The sequence below is a fragment of the Bacillus sp. AR13-1 genome (assembly GCF_008042285.1).
Classification (GTDB): Bacteria; Bacillota; Bacilli; order Bacillales; family Bacillaceae_G; genus Bacillus_A; species Bacillus_A mycoides.
In genome coordinates this window covers 148448-172455 of the sequence record NZ_QNUA01000025.1, presented here as the reverse complement: position 1 = coordinate 172455, position 24008 = coordinate 148448, and the positions used below count along the sequence as shown (strand labels likewise).

General features: G+C 33.7%; 14 protein-coding genes and 2 pseudogenes. 15 read left to right on the top strand and 1 reads right to left on the bottom strand.

The features are described 5' to 3' along the window. The first annotated feature begins 97 nt into the window (after positions 1–97). The 11 genes and pseudogenes from DN408_RS19525 (at position 98) to DN408_RS19480 (ending at position 19356) form a co-directional block, all read left to right on the top strand. A complete protein-coding gene (locus tag DN408_RS19525) occupies positions 98–2167 on the top strand; it encodes a sensor domain-containing protein (RefSeq protein ID WP_002125085.1) in 2070 nt (689 codons plus the stop codon). Positions 2168–2570: 403 nt separating this feature from the next. Then, on the top strand, positions 2571–4466 hold the full coding sequence (locus DN408_RS19520) for a PrkA family serine protein kinase (protein ID WP_002125087.1): 1896 nt from the start codon (positions 2571–2573) through the stop codon (positions 4464–4466). A gap of 448 nt (positions 4467–4914) precedes the next feature. Beyond that, positions 4915–6090, top strand: coding sequence for a sporulation protein YhbH (gene yhbH, locus DN408_RS19515; RefSeq protein WP_002010376.1), 1176 nt, complete (start codon positions 4915–4917; stop codon positions 6088–6090). A gap of 128 nt (positions 6091–6218) precedes the next feature. Beyond that, positions 6219–9072: pseudogene (locus DN408_RS19510) on the top strand (leucine-rich repeat domain-containing protein). 303 nt (positions 9073–9375) lie between these two features. Then, the gene (gene colA, locus DN408_RS19505; protein ID WP_078178084.1) at positions 9376–12273 is read left to right on the top strand and encodes a collagenase ColA; all 2898 of its coding nucleotides are present in this window, start codon (positions 9376–9378) and stop codon (positions 12271–12273) included. 245 nt (positions 12274–12518) lie between these two features. Next, complete coding sequence (locus tag DN408_RS19500) at positions 12519–13067, top strand: NfeD family protein (protein WP_078178083.1); 549 nt, start codon at positions 12519–12521, stop codon at positions 13065–13067. 12 nt (positions 13068–13079) lie between these two features. After that, on the top strand, positions 13080–14654 hold the full coding sequence (locus DN408_RS19495) for a flotillin family protein (protein WP_002169205.1): 1575 nt from the start codon (positions 13080–13082) through the stop codon (positions 14652–14654). A gap of 260 nt (positions 14655–14914) precedes the next feature. Continuing rightward, positions 14915–15949: pseudogene (locus tag DN408_RS32535) on the top strand (HAMP domain-containing protein); the annotation flags it as partial. After that, the gene (locus DN408_RS32530; RefSeq protein ID WP_370458395.1) at positions 15944–16891 is read left to right on the top strand and encodes a methyl-accepting chemotaxis protein; all 948 of its coding nucleotides are present in this window, start codon (positions 15944–15946) and stop codon (positions 16889–16891) included. The pseudogene DN408_RS32535 and the gene DN408_RS32530, both read left to right, overlap by 6 nt. 162 nt (positions 16892–17053) lie before the next feature. Beyond that, positions 17054–18664 (top strand): ATP-binding protein, encoded by a 1611-nt coding sequence (locus tag DN408_RS19485; protein WP_003187227.1) that lies wholly within the window; start codon positions 17054–17056, stop codon positions 18662–18664. Further along, positions 18664–19356, top strand: coding sequence for a response regulator (locus DN408_RS19480; protein ID WP_002169202.1), 693 nt, complete (start codon positions 18664–18666; stop codon positions 19354–19356). The genes DN408_RS19485 and DN408_RS19480 overlap by 1 nt, the downstream gene beginning before the upstream one ends. A 66-nt stretch (positions 19357–19422) precedes the next feature. Here DN408_RS19480 and DN408_RS19475 read toward each other — a convergent pair whose 3' ends face one another. Continuing rightward, positions 19423–20727 (bottom strand): CitMHS family transporter, encoded by a 1305-nt coding sequence (locus DN408_RS19475; protein WP_078178081.1) that lies wholly within the window; start codon positions 20725–20727, stop codon positions 19423–19425. A gap of 255 nt (positions 20728–20982) precedes the next feature. Here DN408_RS19475 and DN408_RS19470 point away from each other — a divergent pair, with 255 nt between their 5' ends. From DN408_RS19470 to DN408_RS19455, 4 genes are all read left to right on the top strand, one after another. Beyond that, on the top strand, positions 20983–21237 hold the full coding sequence (locus DN408_RS19470) for a hypothetical protein (protein WP_002169200.1): 255 nt from the start codon (positions 20983–20985) through the stop codon (positions 21235–21237). Between the two features lie 136 nt (positions 21238–21373). Beyond that, a complete protein-coding gene (locus tag DN408_RS19465) occupies positions 21374–21877 on the top strand; it encodes a nitrous oxide reductase accessory protein NosL (protein WP_147740307.1) in 504 nt (167 codons plus the stop codon). A 289-nt stretch (positions 21878–22166) separates the two neighbouring features. Next, a complete protein-coding gene (locus tag DN408_RS19460; RefSeq protein ID WP_147740306.1) occupies positions 22167–23039 on the top strand; it encodes an ankyrin repeat domain-containing protein in 873 nt (290 codons plus the stop codon). Positions 23040–23208: 169 nt separating this feature from the next. Next, positions 23209–23889: a GNAT family N-acetyltransferase gene (locus tag DN408_RS19455; protein WP_002125110.1), complete on the top strand. Its 681-nt coding sequence runs from the start codon at positions 23209–23211 to the stop codon at positions 23887–23889. Positions 23890–24008: the final 119 nt, after the last annotated feature.

The following is a 24008-nucleotide window of genomic DNA, read 5'->3' as shown; positions in this document are numbered from 1 at the left end:
TTTTAAAAAAATATATAATCATACATTTTAAAAAAGGTACATATTCATATAGAATGAGATATATGAATAAAAATAGATAAGACGGGTTGAGATAAATATGAAGGAACAATATAATAATCAAAATACCTTTTTAAGTATGATAGATATGGATTTAGTAAGACAGGGATTGTTACATGCTATTCAAGATTTAGTGTTTATTGTGAAAGTTATTGATGATGAAACTTTTAAATATATTTATGTGAATAAAATAGGAATGAATCACGCCAGGCTAGGGAAAGAATGTTATGGGAAAACTTTTGCAGAAGTATTACCAGAAGATACGGCAAGGTTATTGCAAGGACACTATGCAAAAGTAATGAGAGAAGCGAGAGCAATTACATTTTGTGATGTAATTAGTTTGCCAACTGGTGATATACATTATGAATCTTCACTTAATCCAGTATGCGATGTAAATGGAACATGTCAGTTTATTATTTGTATTACTAGAGATATTACAGCACAGGTTAAGAAAAAAGTGGAAGTAGAAGAAAAACAAATGTTATTTAAGTCATTACTAGAATATAATAATGATTCCATTATATCTGTAGATTCTATTGGAAGAATTACATATGCAAATCCAGCGACTTATGAAATTTTTGGGTATCGATATGAAGAGTTAAAGGACCAATTTATTTGTCAGTTTATAAATAAAGAATATGAAAAAACTTTTCAAATTATATTTAAAAATGCTTTACAGGGAAGAGCAAAACAAATTGTTGCAAAGAAATATATTCATAAAGAAGGATATGAACTTTATATTTCCGTGAGGACAATCCCCATTATTGTGAATAGTGAAATCGTCGGGGTGTACATTGTTACGAGGGATGTTACGAGGCAAGTATTAAATGAGATGAAAACAGAATATTTAGCTTACTTTGATCAGTTAACGGGGTTAATGAATAGAATATCATGTACAAATAAGCTAAATGAATTTTTAGCTGAGAATAAAGAATTCGCATTGGTTTTTATAGATTTGGATGAATTTCACCTTATTAATGATACATTTGGTCATAAAGAAGGGGATCAAGTCTTAAAAAAAGTTACTGAATGCTTACGAGACCTAAAAATAGAAGATATGCATTTATTTAGAGAACATGATGATCAATTTGTTATGTTAATAGAAAATATAACGAGAGAATACGTAGAGGAAGTTGCACAAACAATATTAAAAAAAATTAGTGGGCATTTTGTAATAGAAGAAGAGGATGTTTATTTGAGTGCATCAATTGGGATTGTAATGGCCCCAGAAGATGGAATGGATGAAAAAATGCTTTTCCAAAGAGTCGACGCAGCTTTGGAAAAAGCAAAGGAAAAAGGAAAAGGGTATTATCATTTTTATTGTAGTGGATTAGATTGTGAACGTGAACAAAGGTTTATAATAGAAAATCAGTTACATCGTGCTATAGAGAAAAATGAATTTTCCCTCTATTATCAACCTCAAATTAATATTGAAACGGGAAAGATGGCCAGTATGGAAGCCTTAATAAGGTGGGAGAATAAGGAGCTAGGTTTTGTCTCGCCAAATCAATTTATCCCACTTGCTGAAAGAACAGGGTTTATTATTAAACTTGATGAATGGGTAGTACATCAAGTTTGTGAACAGATACGTGAATGGTTAAATAAAGGATATGAGGTTGTACCAATCGCAGTTAATATTTCAGCTAGACATTTTCGTTCTATTACATTAATAGAGATGATTACACGTGCTTTAAATAAGTACAACGTTCCCCCTCATTTATTAGCAATAGAAGTTACAGAAGGGGCTCTTATACATAAAGATGTATCAAAAAGAGTGTTACTGCAGTTAAAAGAACAAAATTTAAAGATTCATTTAGATGACTTTGGAACGGGATATTCATCTTTAAGTTATTTAAAAACATATCCGATTGATACGTTAAAAATTGATCGTTCTTTTATGGAAGGTATATATAAAGATGAAAGAGATACGAATATTACGGCTGCAATTATTCATTTAGCACATACTCTAGGGTTAAATGTAATTGCAGAAGGAGTAGAAAAGGCGGAACAAATACAGTTCTTAAAGGAAAAGAATGTGAAAATCGTACAAGGTTATTTTTATAATCGCCCTTTATCGATATACGATGTGGAAAATATTTATTTTAAATAGTGTATAAAAAACAAGAAAAAAAGTGATGTGCTGAAAAGCACATCACTTTTTTTGTGTACCTGACTTATCGTTATAACCAGATGTAAAAATAGCTGTAAGAAATGTGAGTGATACACCTAAAATTAATAATAACTTCATACTAATTTCCCCCTTACTTTTTCGGTTTACGAATCCTATTTGTGAATCGAAATGTATGTAAGGTTCCCAGAAGAAAAGAATTTATTTACAATGAATAGCAGCGTGAAAACTTTAATACCTTTATTATACAGAATTTTCTTTGAATTTTGGAGAGAATTTTATAGCGCTATTATATATTTCGTTTTGATTTAAAGAATGTTTAAGGACATCCTAGCATACCTTTTATAATAATCCGATTGAACAAGGAGATGGGGGAGGAGCTATAATGGATATTCTAAAGAAAATTGAACAATATCGGGAAGCAGAAGAACGTTTACAATGGGAAGGTACGTTTGCGGAGTATTTGGAGCTTGTGAAAGAAAGACCATGGGTGGCTCAAACAGCACACTCTCGCATTTACAATATGATAAAAGATGCTGGAATTGAAGAAGTTGATGGTAGAAGAAAATATAACTTCTTTAGTAATCAGCTATTTGGATTAGAGGATGCTTTAGAACGCCTTGTGGAAGAATATTTTCATCCATCTGCAAAACGATTAGATGTTAGGAAACGTATTTTGTTATTAATGGGGCCTGTTAGTGGGGGGAAATCAACATTAGTTACGATGTTGAAACGAGGATTAGAAACATATTCACGAACAGATCGTGGAGCGATTTTTGCAATAAAAGGATGCCCAATGCATGAAGATCCACTTCATTTAATTCCGCAACATTTACGGAATGATTTCTTTGATGAATATGGAGTAAGGATTGAAGGGAATTTATCACCATTAAATGTTATGCGTCTAGAGCAAGAATATGGGGCAAGAATTGAGGATGTAGTTGTAGAGCGTATTTTCTTCTCTGAAGATCGCCGTACAGGAATTGGTACATTTAGTCCTTCTGATCCAAAATCACAAGATATTGCCGATTTAACAGGTAGTCTAGACTTTTCTACAATTGCAGAATACGGTTCGGAATCAGATCCTCGTGCATATCGATTTGATGGAGAATTAAATAAGGCGAACCGCGGCATGATGGAATTCCAAGAGATGTTAAAATGTGATGAGAAATTTTTATGGCATTTACTATCGCTTACACAAGAAGGGAATTTTAAAGCAGGAAGATTTGCGCTTATTTCAGCAGATGAATTAATTGTAGCGCATACAAATGAAACAGAGTATCGTTCCTTCATAGCAAATAAGAAAAATGAAGCATTGCATTCACGAATTATTGTAATGCCGGTTCCATATAATTTACGGGTTAGTGAAGAAGAACATATTTATGAAAAAATGATTCGTGAAAGTGATGTGTCCAATGTTCATATTGCACCGCATACACTTCGCGTTGCAGCAATGTTCACTATTTTAACTCGTTTAAAAGACCCGAAGCGTCCAGATATTGATTTAATTAAAAAGATGCGTTTATATGATGGAGAAACGGTAGAAGGATATAATACGATTGATGTAGAGGAACTGCAACGCGAATATCAAGATGAAGGTATGAAGGGGATTGATCCTCGTTATGTCATTAACCGAATTTCTTCTACAATTATTCGAAAAGAGGTACCATCTATTAATGCACTAGATGTACTGAGATCGTTAAAAGACGGATTGGATCAGCACCCGTCAATTAGTAGTGAGGACCGAGAGCGCTATATGAATTTCATCTCATTAGCGAGAAAAGAATACGATGAAATTGCTAAGAAAGAAGTACAAAAAGCATTTGTTTATTCATACGAAGAATCAGCTAAGACACTTATGGATAATTACTTAGATAACGTCGAAGCATACTGCAATAAATCAAAATTACGTGATCCGTTAACTGGTGAAGAAATGAGCCCAGATGAAAAACTTATGCGTTCGATTGAAGAGCAAATTGGAATTTCAGAAAATGCTAAAAAGGCATTCCGTGAAGAAATTTTAATTCGCATTTCTGCTTACGCACGTAAAGGGAAACGCTTTGATTATAATTCACACGAACGTCTTCGTGAAGCGATTCAGAAAAAATTATTTGCCGATTTAAAAGATATAGTGAAAATTACAACATCAACGAAAACACCAGACGAAAATCAGCTTAAGAAAATCAATGATGTTGTTGCACGCTTAATTGATGAGCATGGCTATAATTCTTCATCTGCGAATGAATTGTTACGATATGTAGGTAGTTTGTTAAATCGATAGTTTGATAACAAAACGCTGTCTCTTATTCTTGGGGCGGCGTTTTGTTATCTATTGATATTTGTAAAAAATGTCATAGCTTGTCCGAATATAATAAATTAAGATGCGATTTTATGAATTTCTTGTCAATTATTTTTACAATATGCATATGATAGAGTAACCAACCATTCATACAAAAAAGCCAACACAATACAATATGTTGCAAAACGAAAATGTGTGCAACAATGCATTGTGTTTCTTTCTTATCAACGGCTGAATGTTTCTTTCTATTATGTGAGTGGCAAAATTTTGTTTAGGATGCTCGGAGTATTGTATGAAAAACGCTATATATGTTTATGGGATGATTTTCGATGAACAGTTATTTTTCAAATATTCTAGTTACGCACACTAGAAAACAAAATTATAGATTGCTGTTCATAGGGGAAGACAATTACAGTAAGGAGGGAAAGGAATGAGCGAAGAAAACCAACCAAATTACACGATTTCACAGGAAAACTGGTCCCTCCATCGCAAAGGATATGACGACCAACAACGCCATCAAGAAAAAGTGCAGGAGGCAATCAAAAATAATTTACCAGACCTTGTAACAGAAGAAAGTATAGTTATGTCTAATGGCAAGGATGTTGTGAAAATACCGATTCGTTCTTTAGATGAATATAAGATTAGATACAATTATGATAAAAACAAACACGTTGGGCAAGGAAACGGTGACAGCAAAGTTGGTGATGTTGTTGCAAGAGATGGATCAGGTGGTCAAAAGCAGAAGGGACCAGGAAAAGGGCAAGGGGCAGGAGATGCAGCTGGAGAAGATTATTATGAAGCAGAAGTCTCAATTTTAGAATTGGAGCAAGCGTTTTTCAAAGAGTTAGAGCTGCCTAATTTAAAGAGAAAAGAAATGGATGAAAACCGGATTGAACATATTGAATTTAATGATATTAGAAAAACAGGATTATGGGGAAATATTGATAAGAAACGGACGATGATATCTGCATATAAACGAAATGCAATGCGTGGTAAAGCATCTTTCCATCCAATTCACCAAGAAGATTTAAAGTTCCGTACTTGGAATGAAGTGTTAAAGCCAGATTCAAAAGCTGTTGTATTAGCGATGATGGATACGAGTGGATCGATGGGGATATGGGAGAAGTATATGGCACGTAGCTTCTTTTTCTGGATGACAAGATTTTTACGCACAAAGTATGAAACCGTAGACATTGAGTTTATTGCTCACCATACGGAAGCGAAGGTCGTCACAGAAGAAGAGTTTTTCTCAAAAGGGGAAAGTGGTGGAACGATCTGTTCTTCCGTATACAAAAAAGCACTTGAGTTAATCGATAATAAATATTCACCAGACCGTTATAATATTTATCCATTCCATTTTTCAGACGGTGATAATTTAACTTCGGATAATGCTAGATGCGTAAAGCTTGTGGAAGAGTTGATGAAAAAATGTAATATGTTTGGGTATGGGGAAGTGAATCAGTACAACCGCCACAGTACGCTTATGTCAGCATATAAAAATATTAAAGACGAGAATTTCAGATATTATATTTTAAAGCAAAAAGCAGATGTATTTCATGCGATGAAGAGCTTTTTTAAAGAAGAATCAGGAGAAAAAATGGCATAACCCCTTGTAAAGGGGTTATTTTTTTGTAAACTTTTTATTTTTTTAGTTGACAACGATAATGAAAATCATTATCATTTATTCGAGAAATGATTACATTTCGATTTATATATTTTGGAGGAGATGTAAAGTTGAAAAAAACTAAAAGAAAACATATAAATGCGATGATTATCGCTGCGGCGTTATCACTTCCATTTGCTACGTATTCAACGTCTGCTTTAGCAGCTGTAGCAATTGAGGCGAACAAAACTGGACATGCTTTAGAAGATGGTACATATGATGCTGTTATTAAAGCGTATAAAGATAAAACGAATGAAGAGTCTATGGCAGCTGTTTATATAAAAGATCCTAAATTAACTATTGAGAATGGGAAGAAAATTGTAACGGCAACGTTAAGTGATAGTGATTTCTTCGAATACTTGAAAACAGAGGATATTGATACTCCTGGTGTATTCCATGATGTAAAAGTCATATCAGAGGATAAAAAGAAAAATGGGACGAAGGTTATTCAATTTGAAGTTGGAGAATTAGGAAAAAGATATAATATGCAAATGCATATTTATATTCCGACAATGGCCTATGATAATAAGTACCAGGTGCAGTTTGAAGTAAATGCGTTAAATCTAGAAAACAATGTTCCAAAAGATCAAAAGGAAAATAAAGAGGATACAGTGGATCAACAAGATGGAAATGTAATAGTAGATAAGCAATTGCAAATGCATATTAATAAATATAACTTAGAGAGAAAAAATATAAATGAACCTATAACGAAGGAAGATTTATTACAAATTAAAACATTATCCATATACTCAGGTGAGGGGATAAATGAAATAGCTGGTTTAGAATATATGACAAACTTAGAGAAGTTGACATTAAGAGAGTCTAATGTAACAGACATATCTGTTATCTCGGGATTGAGACATTTGAAATATTTAGATTTATCCTCTAGTCCAATTGAAAGCATTCAACCCGTTTCTAAGCTAGAGAATCTTGACATGCTCTTTTTAAGAGATAACAAAATTGCAGATCTTACACCGTTAAGTCAAATGAAAAAGATTAAAATATTAGATTTAATTGGTAATAATATAAAGGATCTTACACCATTATTTACAGTGTTATCGTTAGAAGAAGTATACTTAGCAAATAATCAAATTAGTAATCTTTCGGGTATTGAGAAGTTAAAGAATGTGAATCTATTATGGATAGGAAATAATAAAATTAGTGATGTTGAGCCTATTAGTAAAATGAGTAATCTTATTGAACTAGAAATTGCTGATAGTGAAATAAAAGATATATCATCATTATCTAAATTAGTAAAAATACAAGTATTGAATTTAGAAGAGAATTATATCTCTGATATATCGCCACTGAGTAATTTAACAAATTTACATGAGATAAATCTTGGAGCGAATGAAATTTCTGACATAAAGTCTGTTGAGGAATTGGGTAAGCGAACTTCAATAGATATTCAAAGACAAAAAATCTTTTTAGATGAAGCAAGCGTAGATGAAGAAATAAAAATTCCAGTATACAATTTTAAAGGAGAGCCACTTCAAAATATTAAATTGAAAAGTGAGGGGGCTACGCTGAGTAACGGATTTATAAAATGGAATAGTCCTGGAGAAAAAATATATGAATTTAAACTAGATACGAATCCTGCTGAAAGTAAAATAAGATTTAATGGGACGGTTATACAAAGTATAGTTGAAAAACAAACAGAAAGTAAAAATGTAATTCTTGATAAAAATTTAAAACAACATATTAATAAAAAGAATTTTGGTAGAGAGAATCTAAATGCCCCTATAACAAAAGAAGATTTATTACAGATTAAAACATTAGAGATACTTAAAGAAAAAGGAAAAGAGATAAAAGATCTAACTGGTTTAGAATACATGACGAACTTAGAAAATCTCACTTTAGAAGGAGTAGGGTTGAAAAATATTGAGTTCATTTCAAACTTGAAACAATTGAAAGACGTGAATGTATCTCATAATAAAATTGAAGATATAACGCCGTTATCTTCACTGGAAAATTTACAGTGGTTAAACCTTGCGGATAATCATATTAAAGATGTATCAGTTCTTGGCTCAATGTTAGACCTACTCAGTTTAAAATTAGCTGGAAATGAGATTCGTGATGTAAGGCCGTTAATACAATTAGGTCAATGGTTTTCAATTGATGCCGGAAGACAAAAAATCATTTTAAATGAAGCGAAAGTAAATGAAGAAATTCAAGTTCCGGTATATGACTTAGAAGGAGAAACTATTGAGAATATTAAACTAACAAGTGAGGGTGGAACGTTTAATAACGGAGTAATGAAATGGAGTACTCCAGGTGAAAAGGTATATAAATTTGATTTAGATTCGGATGAAACTAGTATAAGCTTTAACGGAACAGTTATCCAGAATATAGTTGAAAAAGAAGAAGTAAAAGAGCCGGTAAAAGAAATTGAAGAAACAAAAGAAGAAGTAAAAGAGCCGGTAAAAGAAGTTGAAGAAATAAAAGAAGAAGTAAAAGAGCCGATAAAAGAAGTTGAAGAAAAAAAAAAAGAAAAAAAAGAAAAGAAGAAGTAAAAGAGCCGGTAAAAGAAGTTGAAGAAACAAAAGAAGAAGTAAAAGAGCCGGTATTGAAGAAATAAAAGAAGAAGTAAAAGAGCCGGTAAAAGAAGTTGAAGAAACAAAAGAAGAAGTAAAAGAGCCGGCGAAAGAAGTTGCAGGTACAAAAGAAGAGGTAAAAGAATCAGCAACTGGATTGGATCAAGAGCCAAAAGGGAATAATCAAGTTGGTCCAGTAAAAGTGGTAGGACAAGAGAGTGCGAAAGAAAAAGATTCAAATAAACAACATGCTAATAAGCAAGAGGAAAATCAGAAGTCTTTAGCAGCAACTGGTGGTCAAGCTAACACACCGACCTTACTTTCTGGATTAGCACTTGTTCTTTCAGCATTAAGTATGTTTGTATTTAGAAAGAGATTATTTAAGAAGTGAATAACGTTTTATCTTATTATTATATAAAGTGATTATATAAGTTTTTGAGAAGCCCTTATTATAGCAATTTCATGTTGAAATATGCTTATGATAAGGGCTTTTTGAATAGGGGAAGGATATTAATACGAGGATGTTTCGATTGCTTAAATAATGGAGCAACTGTAGCGGAAACTGTAAGTCCCTTTCGTTCACTATATGTTCAAAATGTATGAAGAAATAATATGAAATATTGCATTTTATATCATTTTATCCAGATAATATGTTAATTTTTTGAATGGAATATATAAATAGGGGGGCAATAATATGAACAAGAAATCAAAGATCAATAAAGTGTTGCTTAGTATTAGTACAATGGCGCTATCGCTCGGAGCAATTCAAACGAATGTATCAGCAGAAGAAAAGGTACCGTATAATGTATTGCATTCGAAACCAGTTGGAATTGAAAAACCAGTAGATGAGATCGGACACGCTTCTAAAGCCGAGGAAACATTATCATTTCAAGAACGTTTAAAAGTAGGAGATTTTTCACAGCGACCAGCATCTATTACGAAGAACTCGGCAGTAAAGCAAGCTAAAGAAAGCTATTCAATGGCTGATTTAAACAAAATGAATGATCAAGAATTAATTGAAACGTTAGGCAGTATTAAGTGGCACCAAATTACAGACTTATTCCAGTTTAATGAAGATGCAAAAGCCTTTTATAAAGATAACGGAAAAATGCAAGTAATTATAGACGAATTAGCTCATAGAGGTAGTACATTTACGAAAGATGATTCAAAAGGAATTCAAACGTTTACTGAAGTGTTACGTTCAGCTTTTTATCTTGCATTTTATAATAATGAATTAAGCGACTTAAATGAAAGAAGCTTCCAGGACAAATGTTTACCAGCGTTAAAAGCTATTGCGAAAAATCCCAACTTTAAGCTTGGAACAAATGAGCAAGATACAGTCGTATCTGCATACGGAAAATTAATTAGTAATGCATCAAGTGATGTTGAAACGGTGCAATACGCATCGAATATTTTAAAACAATATAATGATAATTTTAATGCATATGTAGACGATCGTATGAAGGGACAAGCTGTATACGATATGATGCAAGGCATTGATTATGATATACAGTCTTACTTAAATGAGGCTCGTAAAGAAGCGAATGAAACGATGTGGTATGGAAAAGTAGATGGGTTTATTAATGAAATAAATCGTATTGCTCTTTTAAATCAAGTAACACCAGAAAATAAGTGGCTCGTTAATAATGGAATTTATTTTGCTAGTCGTTTAGGTAAGTTTCATAGTAATCCAAATAAAGGATTAGAAGTTGTTACACAGGCAATGCATATGTACCCGCGTTTAAGTGAGTCGTATTTTGTTGCAGTAGAACAAATTACAACAAACTATAATGGGAAAGATTATAGCGGGAATACGGTAGATTTAGAGAAGATACGTAAAGAAGGAAAAGAGCAATACTTACCAAAAACGTATACATTCGATGATGGATCTATTGTATTTAAAACTGGGGATAAAGTGTCAGAAGAAAAAATTAAGAGATTATATTGGGCTGCGAAGGAAGTAAAAGCGCAATATCACCGTGTGATCGGAAATGACAAAGCTTTAGAACAAGGTAATGCAGACGACGTATTAACGATAGTAATCTATAATACTCCAGACGAATACCAGTTAAATAGACAATTGTATGGATATGAAACAAACAACGGTGGAATTTATATTGAAGAGACAGGGACATTCTTTACATATGAGCGTACGCCAGAGCAAAGTATTTATAGTTTAGAAGAGTTATTCCGTCATGAGTTTACTCATTATCTTCAAGGGAGATATGAAGTTCCCGGTTTATTTGGAAGAGGAGATATGTATCAAAATGAAAGATTAACTTGGTTCCAAGAAGGGAATGCAGAATTTTTCGCAGGATCTACTCGTACAAATAACGTTGTACCAAGAAAGAGCATCATTAGTGGATTATCATCTGATCCTGCAAGCCGTTATACAGCAGAGCGTACACTATTTGCTAAATATGGTTCTTGGGATTTCTATAACTACTCGTTCGCATTGCAGTCTTACTTATATACTCATCAATTTGAAACGTTTGATAAAATTCAAGATTTAATTCGTGCGAATGATGTGGGAAATTATGATACGTATCGTGAGACTTTAAGTAAAGATTCTAAGTTAAATAAAGAGTATCAAGAGTATATGCAGCAGTTAATTGATAATCAAGATAAGTACAATGTGCCGGAAGTAGCAGATGATTATTTAGCTGAACATGCACCAAAAGCATTAACAGAAGTGAAGAAAGAAATTAGTGAAACGTTGTCTATGAAAGATACAAAAATGACAAAGCATACATCTCAATTCTTTAATACATTTACATTAGAAGGCACGTTTACAGGTAGTGTAACAAAAGGTGAGTCAGAAGACTGGAAAGCAATGAGTAAAAGAGTAAATGAGACTTTAGAACAATTGACGCAAAAAGAATGGAGTGGCTACAAAACGGTTACAGCATATTTCGTCAATTACCGTGTGAATAGCTCTAATCAATTTGAATATGATGTAGTTTTCCACGGTATCGCAAAAGATGACGGAGAAAATAAAGCCCCGACGGTTAATGTAAACGGACCTTATAACGGGCTTGTAAAAGAAGGAATTCAATTCAAAAGTGATGGATCAAACGATGAAGATGGAAAAATCGTTTCTTATTTATGGGACTTCGGGGATGGAAGAACAAGTAAAGAAGTTAATCCAGTACATGCATATGAAAGAGAAGGAACTTATAAAGTAGCGTTAGTAGTAAAAGATGATAAAGGAAAAGAGAGTAGAAGCGAAACAACTGTTACAATTAAAGATGGAAGTGTAACAGAATCAGAACCAAATAATCGTCCAGAAGAAGCAAATCGTATCGGGCTAAATACTACTATAAAAGGTAGCCTTATCGGCGGGGATCACACCGATGTTTATACATTTAATGTGGCATCAGCGAAAGATATCGATATTTCTGTTTTAAATGAGCATGGAATCGGGATGACATGGGTACTTCACCATGAATCAAATATGCAAAATTACGCAGCTTACGGTCAAGCTAATGGAAATCATATAGAAGCAAAATTTAATGCAAAACCAGGTAAGTATTACTTGTATGTATATAAATATGATAATGGCGATGGAGCGTACGCATTATCAGTAAAATAAGTGCTTTTCCAATGTATGTTTAACTTTACTTTTTGTGGAAAATAGTATATTATATAGATATACAATATATCGGTTATTTACTAGGAGGAGCCTGTCACAATAGGTTTCTCCTGTTCTTTTTTAGAGACCTGTCTATAGGTTTTTCTTTAAAAAGTAAATAACTGAAAATTAAGATTAATGATTTTTGAAAGAGGTGGGGCATACACATAACAAAAAAGGGATTGTTTAAGAAAGGGGGATAAGAAATGGTCTTGTTTGGTTATCCACTTGAAACAATTTATTTATACGGATTTATAATTGCAACTATACTTACTGTCATTTATATCTTCTTTGGAGATATATTTGAATCAATATTTAGCTTTGGTGGAGGATCTGTATCCATTTTAACTTTATTACTTAGTTTTTTTGCAATGTTATGTGGATTTAGTTATATAGGAGAATATTTATTTTCCTTTAATAGCATTATTATTTTTGGTGGCTCATTTGCTATATCCTTTATCGGTGTTTTCATAATGAAAATATTAATTTTAAAACCGATTGCAGAAGCAGAACAAAATACGGTGCAACGTATGGATGAATTCATTGGTCGCAAGGGAGAAGTCATTACGACAATTCCTACAGAAGGATTTGGAGAAGTGTTAATCTCCTCTCCATTTGGAAGTAATGCAATACCAGCGAAAACAATTGGAAAGAAAGATATTTCACAAGGAACCGAGGTCATTATTGAGGGAGTTCAAGATGGTGTTTTACTTGTACAGAACATCGCTTATTCTTTAAAAAAACCAAAATTATAAGGGGGAATTTACATGACGATTCCATTAATTATCGGTGGAGTTTTACTCGCAATTTTAATTCTACTTATTTTAGTATTCATTACGAAGTATCGAACAGTTGGCCCAGATGAAGCATTAATTGTGACAGGGAACTGGCTTGGTGGTGGAAAGAATGTTGTTATCACTGATGACGGAAAGAAGATTAAGATTATTCGCGGTGGCGGTACTTTTGTAGTTCCAATTATGCAAAGGGGAGAACCTCTTAGCTTACTAAACTACAAATTAGAAGTTGGTACACGTGATACGTATACGAAGCAGGGTGTACCGATTACAGTAAACGGTGTTTCTATTATTAAAGTAGGATCGACAATTGAAGAAGTTTCTACAGCGGCTGAACAATATTTAGGAAAAGAAACAGAAGAGTTGAAAATAGAAGCAAAAGAAGTTTTAGAAGGGCATTTACGTGCTATTTTATCTTCTATGACAGTAGAAGATGCGTATAGTAATAGAGAGCAATTCGCACAAAAGGTACATGAAGTAGCTTCTACTGATCTGAAGAAGATGGGTCTTCGTATCGTTTCCTTTACAATTAAAGAAATAATGGATAAAAACGGCTACTTAGATGCACTTGGTCAGCCGCAAATTGCAATGGTTAAGCGTGATGCAACAGTTGCGAATGCAGAGCGTGAAAAAGAGGCACGAATTGAAAAAGCTCGTGCTGAGAAAGAAGCGAAAGAAGCAGAGTACCAGCGTGATGCACAAATCGCTGAAGCTGAAAAACATAAGGAATTAAAAGTACAATCTTATAAGAGAGACCAAGAACAAGCTCGTGCAGATGCAGATCTTTCTTACGAATTACAACAAGCGAAAGCGCAACAAGGTGTTACAGAAGAGCAAATGCGAGTTAAAATCATTGAGCGTGAAAAGCAAATTGAGTTAGAAGAAAAAGAGATTGCGCGTCGTGAAAAGCAATACGATGCAGAAGTAAAGAAAAAGGCAGATGCAGATCGCTATGCTGTTGAACAATCAGCCGAAGCGGAAAAAGTAAAACAAATGAAAAAAGCAGATGCGGATCAATATAAAATTGAAGCAGAAGCAAGAGCACGTGCAGAAGAAGTACGTGTAGAAGGTTTAGCAAAAGCAGAAATTGAAAAAGCGCAAGGTCAAGCGAAAGCGGAAGTACAAAAAGCGCAAGGTACAGCGGAAGCAGATGTTATTAGGTTAAAAGGTTTAGCAGAAGCAGAAGCGAAACAAAAAATTGCAGAAGCATTTGAATTATATGGGCAAGCGGCAATTATGGATATGGTTCTAAAAATGCTTCCAAGTTATGCGAAAGAAATTGCAAGTCCACTTAGCAATATTGATAAAATTACAGTTGTTGATACAGGCGGCGGTGGTAAGAATAGCGGTGCGGGGAAGGTTGCAGGCTATGCGACTGATTTAATGGCAACAATGCAGGAAACACTAAAAGCTTCTTCTGGTATTGATTTAAAAGAGTTATTAGAAGGGTTTGCAGGAAAAGGGGCAGTACAACAATTAGCAAATGATAAACCTGTTGTATCTGTAGTAGAAGATAAGGAAAAAGAAGTAGAAAAAACTAAAGAATAGTAAGATGGAAAGAACCTCTAGTAAGTGGGATACTAGAGGTTCTTCTGTGAATTATAATATTTCGAATAATATACATTTTTATACATTGTTTTAATTATTAAATTTTTATAGAATGAAGTATGTATGCAATAATCTTTTAAATTTAGAAAGATGAGTAAAGGAGAAATAAAGAGTCTCATTAACGTATTTACATCTTATAATTTTTATAAATAGATTAATCGTAAGTTATTGCATGTAAAACGGTATGAAGGGGTAGGAATATGTTTCAAAGGAAATTAAGGAGTAGTAGTTTAAAAACAAAGTTACTTGTGTCATTTATTATTATTTTAATTCTTCCAAGTATTGTAATTGGTTGGACGTCTTATCAGCAGGCGAAAACAAATTTTAATGAAACGATTTTAAAATCGGCGAAAGATAATATAAAAATTTTGGATAATGTAATTAATAAGGAATTGGATAGTAAAAAAGTAGATGCAACTTATTTTACGAAATTATTTACACAATCAAGTTACCAAGCGGATCAAATTCAAAACATCCAAAATAAACTAGAAGAATATAATAAATTACATCCAGAAATGGAAGCGATCTATACAGGATCTAGTAATGGACAATTTATTCAATCACCAGCTATTCAAATGCCCGAAGGATATAATCCTACAGAAAGAGATTGGTATAAAGAGGCAGTGAAAAAAAGCGGAGAAGTGATTGTAACTGCTCCATATAAGTCAAAAACGACAGGGAATATTGTTATTACACTAGCAAAACAAAACGAAGATAAAAGTGGTGTTCTCGGGATTGATTTAATTATCAATGATATTGTAACTACTTCTAAGATGGTTAATATCGGTAAGGAAGGGTATGTAGCGATATTTGATCAAGATAAAAATGTAGTCGCACACCCGACACTGAAGCCAGGAGAGAAATTAGAAGAGAAACTTAGTAAGGAATTTTATAAACAGGAAGCTGGTGATTTTCATTATTCATTAGATGGTGAAGATCGTAATATTACTTTTAAAACGAGTAAGAAAACTGGATGGAAAATAGCAGGAATTATGCCTTCAAAAGAAATTATTCAAGCGGCGGAGCCTATTTTCTATAAAACGATAACTGTTATTGGTATTTCATTAATGATCGGCGGGGTTTTAATTTACTTTATAATTGCTTCTATTATTAAACCGTTAAAACAACTTGTAATATCATCGAAAAAAATTAGTGAAGGTGATTTAACAGAATCAATTACAGTTCATTCTAAAGATGAAATTGGGCAGTTAGGAGAAAGCTTTAATGAGATGGCATTATCATTACATAATGTCATTTCAAATATAAATATTTCAGCAAGTCATGTAGCAGCATCTTCAGAAGAATTAACAGCTAGCATGAAGCAGACAAGTGAAGCAACGGAACAAATTACACAGGCGATAGAGCAAGTATCGAGTGGGGCTGAAATACAAACGAGAGAAGTTGAAGAAGGAGCAACATTATTAGAAGAAGTTACAGAAGGAGTTCAGCGTGTTGCAGATAGTTCTTCATTAGTATCTACAGCCTCTATGTATACGAAGAAAAAAGCTGAAGATGGTGGAAAGTTAGTTGAGCAAACTGTGAATCAAATGCAATTAATTCATGAGTCTGTTTCAAAGTCAGATAAAGTCATTGTTTTATTAGATGATAAGTCGAAACAAATTGGAGCAATCCTTGAAATGATTCAACATATTGCAGAGCAGACAAACTTATTAGCATTAAATGCTGCAATTGAGGCTGCAAGAGCTGGGGAACAAGGAAGAGGTTTTGCAATTGTAGCCGATGAAGTACGGAAATTAGCAGAACAATCGGGACAATCTTCTACGGAAATTGATAAGCTAGTGAAAGAGATACAATTTGATATAAAAGAAACAGTAAGCTCTATGAATCAAGTTGGGACAGAGGTACAATCAGGGCTTGTAGTTGCAAATGAAACGAAGAAAAGCTTTGTAGAAATATTGAAATCTACAAATGATACAGTAGTACAAATTGATAGTATGGTAGAAGTAGCGAAGCAAATGACGGTAGATGCAAAACAAGTAAGTGCATCTATTAATGAAATTGCAGCAACGATTGAAGAAAACGCAGCAAGCGTCCAAAATATCGCGGGCTCTTCTGAAGAGCAATTAGCTTCAGTAGATGAAATAAATGCAGCAGCAGTTCATCTATCGCAAATGGCGGAAGAATTACAAGGGATGATTGGCAAGTTTAAAGTATAAGAGGCAAGTGTTAAGAAACGAGGTAATCATTTTACTTCGTTTCTTTTTTATGGCAACGGTAATGAGATAAAGTGAAGAAATATATAGTAATCGTGTTATGATTAAATACGAAAACAAAAGACTGTATTTTCTTTAAATTCTATCTTCATTGATGTTAGGGGAATGATTTTGAAATTGAAGAAATTGAAACTGCAACCGAGAATTACATTAACTATTAGTACACTTATTCTTGTTGTACTGCTGTTAACGAGTTATTTATTTTACTACATATTATCTGAAACAGTAGAAGACCAAATCGGAAAAAGAGCGCTGTATGTTGCGAAAACAGTTGCTGCTATACCGGAAATCGGGGAAGCTTTTCAAAAAGAAAATCCAGCTTCTATTATTCAGCCAATTGCAGAAAAAATTCGAATCGAAACAGATGCTGATTTTATTGTAGTTGGAAATAAAGATGGTATTCGTTATGCGCATCCTAAGCGAGATAAAATAGGAGAGAGAATGGTTGGCGGAGATAATGAAGGGGTTCTATTAGAAGGGGAATCTTATGTTTCGAAAGCAACGGGATCATTAGGGCCTTCACTACGCGGAAAAGTCCCGATTCGTAATCAGGATAATGAAATTATTGGTGTAGTATCTGTCGGTTTTTCAATGGATGATATTCATGGAGCGATAGAAGTGTATGGAAAGCGTGTGTTTTGGATTACAATAACAGGTCTGTTAATTGGGATAATTGGCTCTGTATATTTAGCTAAAAGTATTAAGCGGATGATGTTTGGAATGGAGCCAGAAGAAATTTCATCTTTATACGAGGAGCATAGTACAGTTATTCAATCTGTACGTGAAGGAATTGTAGTAATCGATAAAAATGGTATGGTTAGTTTAGTAAATCAAGCGGCATACGATATCCTTTCTTTAGATAAACAACAAAATATAATAGGGAAATTTATTTTAGATGTTATTCCTAATTCATCGATACTGGATGTACTTCAAACTGGAGAAGAACAATTTGATCGCCAATTAAATATAAAGGGGCAGGATGTTATTGCCAATCGCCTACCTATTAAAGTTAATAATAAAGTAACTGGTGTAGTATCCAGCTTGCGCTTGAAATCTGAGATGGATCAATTAACAGCGGAATTATCTCAAACACGGCAATATACAGAGGCATTACGGGCGCAAACACACGAATATAACAATTTATTGTATACGCTTTCAGGTCTTATTCAATTAGAGTCTTATGAAGATGCTTTAGAGCTTATTCATAAGGAAACGGCAGTATATCAAGAGTTCGTTCAATTTATTATGAAACGAATTCAAAATCCATGGTTAGGTGGGATTTTAATTGGATTTTATAATAGGGCGCGAGAGTTGAAGATTGATTTTATGTTAGATCGGGAAAGTAGTTTAGAAGAGTTAAGTCCGCATATTGAGAGTAATTACGTTGTTTCTATTTTAGGGAATTTGATTACGAATGCATTTGAAGCAATTGAAAGAAATCACGAGCATAATAAGAAAGTAAGAATGTTTGTAACAGACATTGGCGAAGAAATATTAATTGAAGTGGAAGATTCAGGACAAGGTGTTCATGATGAAATAATTACAAGCATATTCTATAAAGGTTTTTCGACGAAGGCGGGCGAAAAACGTGGATATGGATTAGCGAAAGTGAAAGAGTTAGTGGAAGATTTAAATGGAAGTATTGCGATTGAAAAAGGGGATTTAGGTGGTGCTTTATTTATCATTGCATTACCGAAAGAGAGAGGCGAATTGTAATGAATGAGGGGATTGAAGTATTGATTGTAGAAGATGATATTCGGATTGCGGAAATTCATCGTCGTTTTACTGAAAAAATTGAGGGGTTTAAAGTAATTGGAACAGCAACGACTGGGGAACAGGCGAAAGAATGGCTAGAGTTTGTAAAGCCACAACTCGTTTTATTAGATGTATATTTACCTGACATGCAAGGGACAGAACTCGTCACATATATTAGGCATAATTTGCATGATACAGATATTATTATGATTACAGCCGCATCAGAGACGGATGTAGTGTGGCATGCTTTACGAGGCGGGGTAACAGATTATATTGTAAAGCCACTTACATTTGATCGGTTTAAAACAAGTTTAGAAGGTTATCAAAAGAAGATTACGAAGTTAAAGAAAAATGCTCAATTATCTTCAGAACAGATTGAACATCTATGGTCCCAAAGAGGGGTGCAGGCAAATCCAATAGAATATGCGCCAAAAGGAATCGATCCTTTAACGTTAGCAAAAATAAAAAAGCATATGTTAGCTGTTAATGAGGAGGGAATTACTGCAGAGATGCTAAGTTCAATGGTAGGTGTAAGCCGATCAACTGCGAGGCGCTATTTAGAGTATTTGATCTCTGGAAAGAAAGTGCATGCGGAGCTTATATATGGAAGTGTGGGGAGACCAGAAAGAAGGTATTTCCGCGTTTCTTCATAGGGGACTTTCACAACAATAAAAACAGTAGAGGATTACATTTCCTCTACTGTTTTTCCTAGTTGCATCTTATATTGGAATAATTCCAATTACAATTCCAGTAATCAACATAACCATTGTTGTTCCAACAGCCCAAAGTAAAGTAAATCGTTGGTGTTCACCAAAATCAACCTTGGCCATTCCGACTAATAAATAAGTGGAAGCAACGAGGGGACTCAGTAAGTGAACAGGTTGACCGAGTAACGAAGCACGTCCCATTTCTGCGGCACTAATTCCGTAAGCGGCAGCAGCTTTCGTTAAAATAGGTAATACGCCGAAGTAAAAAGCATCATTAGACATGAAAAATGTGAACGGCATACTTAGTAAAGCTGTAATAATTGGAAGCTGTGGGCCAAGTGCATCTGGTATAAGAGTAACAACACTTTGAGCCATCGCATCTACCATTTTTGTTCCAGATAGAATACCTGTGAAAATTCCAGCAGCAAAGACGAGAGAAACAACCGCTAATACGTTTCCAGCATGAGAAGCAATACGTTCTTTCTGTTGCTCTAAGTTTGGATAGTTAATCATAACGGCAATAGCAAAAGCGACTGTAAATAGAACAGGTAGCGGCATAATTTCTAGTATGAGACAGACAAGTAATGTAGCGGTCAATAAAAAGTTAATCCATAGAAGTTTAGGGCGTTTATGCACGGCAGCTTCTACTGTTGCAGCTTGCTCATCCATTGTTTGCATTTGTTTTAAATATTGTACATCCATAATTCCTAAACGTTTTCTTTCTTTTTTTCCAAGATAATAGGCAACGAAAACTACCCAAATTGCACCAGCAATCATTCCTGGTATAAGTGGTGTGAAGAGTTCTGAGGCATCAAGTCCAAGAGCACTCATAACCCGGGCAGTTGGTCCACCCCAAGGTGTAAGATTTGTCACACCTGCTCCTAACATAACAACCCCAGCTAATATAAGTGGATTCATTCCAAGACGTTTATATAGTGGATACATTGCGGAAACTGTAATCATATATGTTGTTGTTCCGTCACCATCTAATGAAACGATAATAGTAAGAATAGCTGTACCAACAACAATTTTTAAAGGATCACCTTTTACAAATTTTAAAATTTTACTAATAACAGGATCGAATAAACCGCTATCAATCATAATTCCGAAATATAAAATGGCGAACATAAGCATAATACCAGTAGGTGCTAGCTTTTGAATTCCTTCTAACATCATCGGGCCCATATTGGCATAAAAGCCACCAATTAATGCGAAAGTAATTGGAATTAATATTAATGCTACTAAGGCTGACATACGTTTAGTCATAATCAAAAACATAAAGACGAATACCATTGCAAATCCAAGTAATGCTACCATGTAATCTCCCCCTCAAAAAATGATTGCGCTTTCAATATAAAACGAAAATTCAGATAAAAGGTTTTTTATTTATAATAAAAGGTTCAATTCGAATGGTAAATAATTAAAGAAATAACATCATTAGAAACATAATCTTTATTTTGATCATTTTGTTCATGAGGTAATTTTGAATTTTTAAAAAGATAAATACCTGTATACAAGAATGGTAGAATAAGGTGAAATAGAGAAGCGCGTGAAGTAGGGAGTAGATTTTGAATGGAAACAAGAATAGAAGAGATTTATAGTTCATGTACAGGAATAGTAGAAGAGATTTGTATTAATGAATCCTCTTACGTATATGAATGGGAGAAATTAATGATGATCCGAAAAAATGACGGTGAGATTGAAAAAATCGCAGTAGGCATCAGTGGAAATATAAGATTAGTAAATGTAGAAGTTGGACAGAACATTGATGCGGACACATTATTAGTTAAGTTAGAAGATGATTTATTAATTACTGGTTGTGAATGATGAGAGATGTGTAGAAGTAACTGCACATCTCTTTTTTGTTCCATATATTACAAAAAAAACATTGTTTTTTCACAAATCTCACACAACCTTTTGATATTCTTTTCGTGGAGTAAACGGTTTTTAGGGAGGAATATTGATGAGGATAAAATATGTCGTACTTGTTATATGTTTATGTTTCGTATTTACAATAGTAGGGTGTGGAAAAAAGGAAACAGAAGTTGTTGCAGTTGATGAGAAAAACGATAAGTGTGATATTTGTCAAATAGGGGTAATGGATAATCAATTCACAACAGAAATTATTTTGGAGAGTGGAAAAGCATTAAAATTTGATGATATTGGCTGCATGTATAAATGGATGGAGATCAATTCAGGTGAAAAGACGAAAGAAAAATTTGTTCGAGATTATGATTCGAAAGATTGGGTTTCGTTAGAAGATGCTACTTACGTATATGATAAAACAATAACGACACCGATGGCTTATAATGTCATTTCATTTAAAAATAAAAAAGATGCAGAGAGTTTTGTATCTAACTATAAGGGGAAAGTTCTTTCGTATAAAGAGCTATCAGAGCATAAATGGGAAATGAATAAAGAGATGATGGGAAAACCGAAAACAGGGAATCACGGTGGGCATCATTAATAATAGAAAAAGACAACTATATAGTTGTCTTTTTCTATTATTACTCAGGTGCAAATATAGAAAAGGTGTAAAAATTTTAGAAGAACGGTTACAATGGAATATAGTAACCTAAAGCAATCATTTATGTACTTTTTAGAAATATATACAAATGCGGTAAAAACGTGCTAAACTAATTGCTTCATAATGTTAATGATGAGGCCATCAGGCGTATCATTCCAATAGGTTGAGAAACATAGTATAAGTTTAAGATAATCCGATTAAAGAAGGAATCTAAAGGGCTTATGGATAAATGTACTCAAGAAGAGTTATTGTATGTGATGGAGGAATGGTTAAGAAAACATTATCTTTCATAGGAGCTGTAGTTGTGAGAAAACAAAAAATTTTATTATGTATGTTATTAGGACTTTTAATGACGGTAGTGGCTTGCGATAAGCAAGAGGAGCCAGAATCAAAACCGGTTCATGTGAAAAACGAAAAGAAAAAAGAAAAGCATAAAGAACAGGAAGAATCTAAAGAAGAAAAAAGTATAAATTTAATGGACAAACAGTTGCTACTTTCTGCGACGCTTGGAGACACAGAAACAGCTATGAAGCTGATCCAAGATGGAGCGAATATCAATGTAGAAGGTGACAACGGAGAAACGCCTGTCCTTGCAGCGACGTATCAAAATCATGTAGAGACAGTTAAAGCATTAATTGAGGCGGGTGCTGATATTGAAATTCAAGACGAAAAACAAAGTAATCCATTTCTTTATGCAAGTAGAGAAGGATATACGGATATTGTAAAAGTATTAATTAATGCAGGAGTTAATACGAAGGAAACGACTAAGTCAGGTGGAACAGCACTTATTTCTGCATCTGAGCGTGGCCATGTAGAGGTTGTTAAAGAATTATTAGAGCATACAGATATTGATGTGAATTATAAGAATGAACGTGGTGGAACAGCTTTATTAGAAGTAATTGTATTAGGAAATGGTAGTGAAAGTCATAAGAAAGTAATTCAAATGCTTATTGACCACGGGGCAGATGTAAATATGGCCAATAAGGAAAATATTACGCCGCTGCAATATGCTGAAAAAAGAGGTTTTAAAGATATTGCGAATATGTTGAGGATAGCTGGAGCGAATGAAGTAGTACAGCCGCAACCACAACTGGCGGAATAACAAGCTGAAGAAATAAAAAGCACGAAATAATCCCATTTAGATAGACAGAATGAAGAAGTCATTTTAGTATGATGGATTCAGTAATGTGTATTTAAATGGGATTTTTGTTTTGAAAAATGGATGGATGCTATATCGAGAAGGCTACAAATAGTAATTAAGGAGGGTATAAATGCGATTTTCAGAACTTGAGTTAATAGCAATTCAGGCAGAAGTTTTATTTGTTCATAATCAAGTAGGAAGAATAAAGTGTGTAAATGAAAATGGAAATCTGAAAGCACCACGTTTTTTTCTTAGCAGAACTCGTGAAGGCAATATAACGAGGTATCATTATAAACTGCATGGTGAAATGATAAGTAAGATTGAGAAATTAATTCGAGAATGCTCAAATCACATTGAGATAGCAAAGATCATTAAAGTATTAAATGAAGAGAGAACGGTGGAGAATATTTGGGTGGGTCCTGCTTTCATGTTTCCTAATAATTTACATAAGCCAACTAGAACAATACAAATAACAGAGAAGAATAAAGAGCTTTTGCGAGAAAATTTTTCTAATCTAATAGAACAGATGGAATGGAGGCGACCTTATTTTGCAATTGTAAAAAATGAAAAGGTAGTTTCTATATGTTGCAGTGCCAGAAGTACGCCCGTAGCTGCTGAGGCAAGTGTGGAAACTTTAGTGGAGTTTCAAGGGAATGGATATGGTGCTGATGTCGTTACAGCCTGGGCACTATCAATACAAGAGGAAAAGCGCATTCCGCTTTATAGTACTTCTTGGGATAACTTTGCTTCGCAAGCAGTGGCGAGAAAACTAAAACTCATTAACTATGGAATGAATTTACATATTGATTGAATTTTAAACATTGTTGTGTTCTGTTGGGGTTTATTCGTATATCTAGATTATTGTAAAAGTAATATGGTGAATATTAACATTCGATTAACATCTAATTAACAATTTATCAAAACTGACTT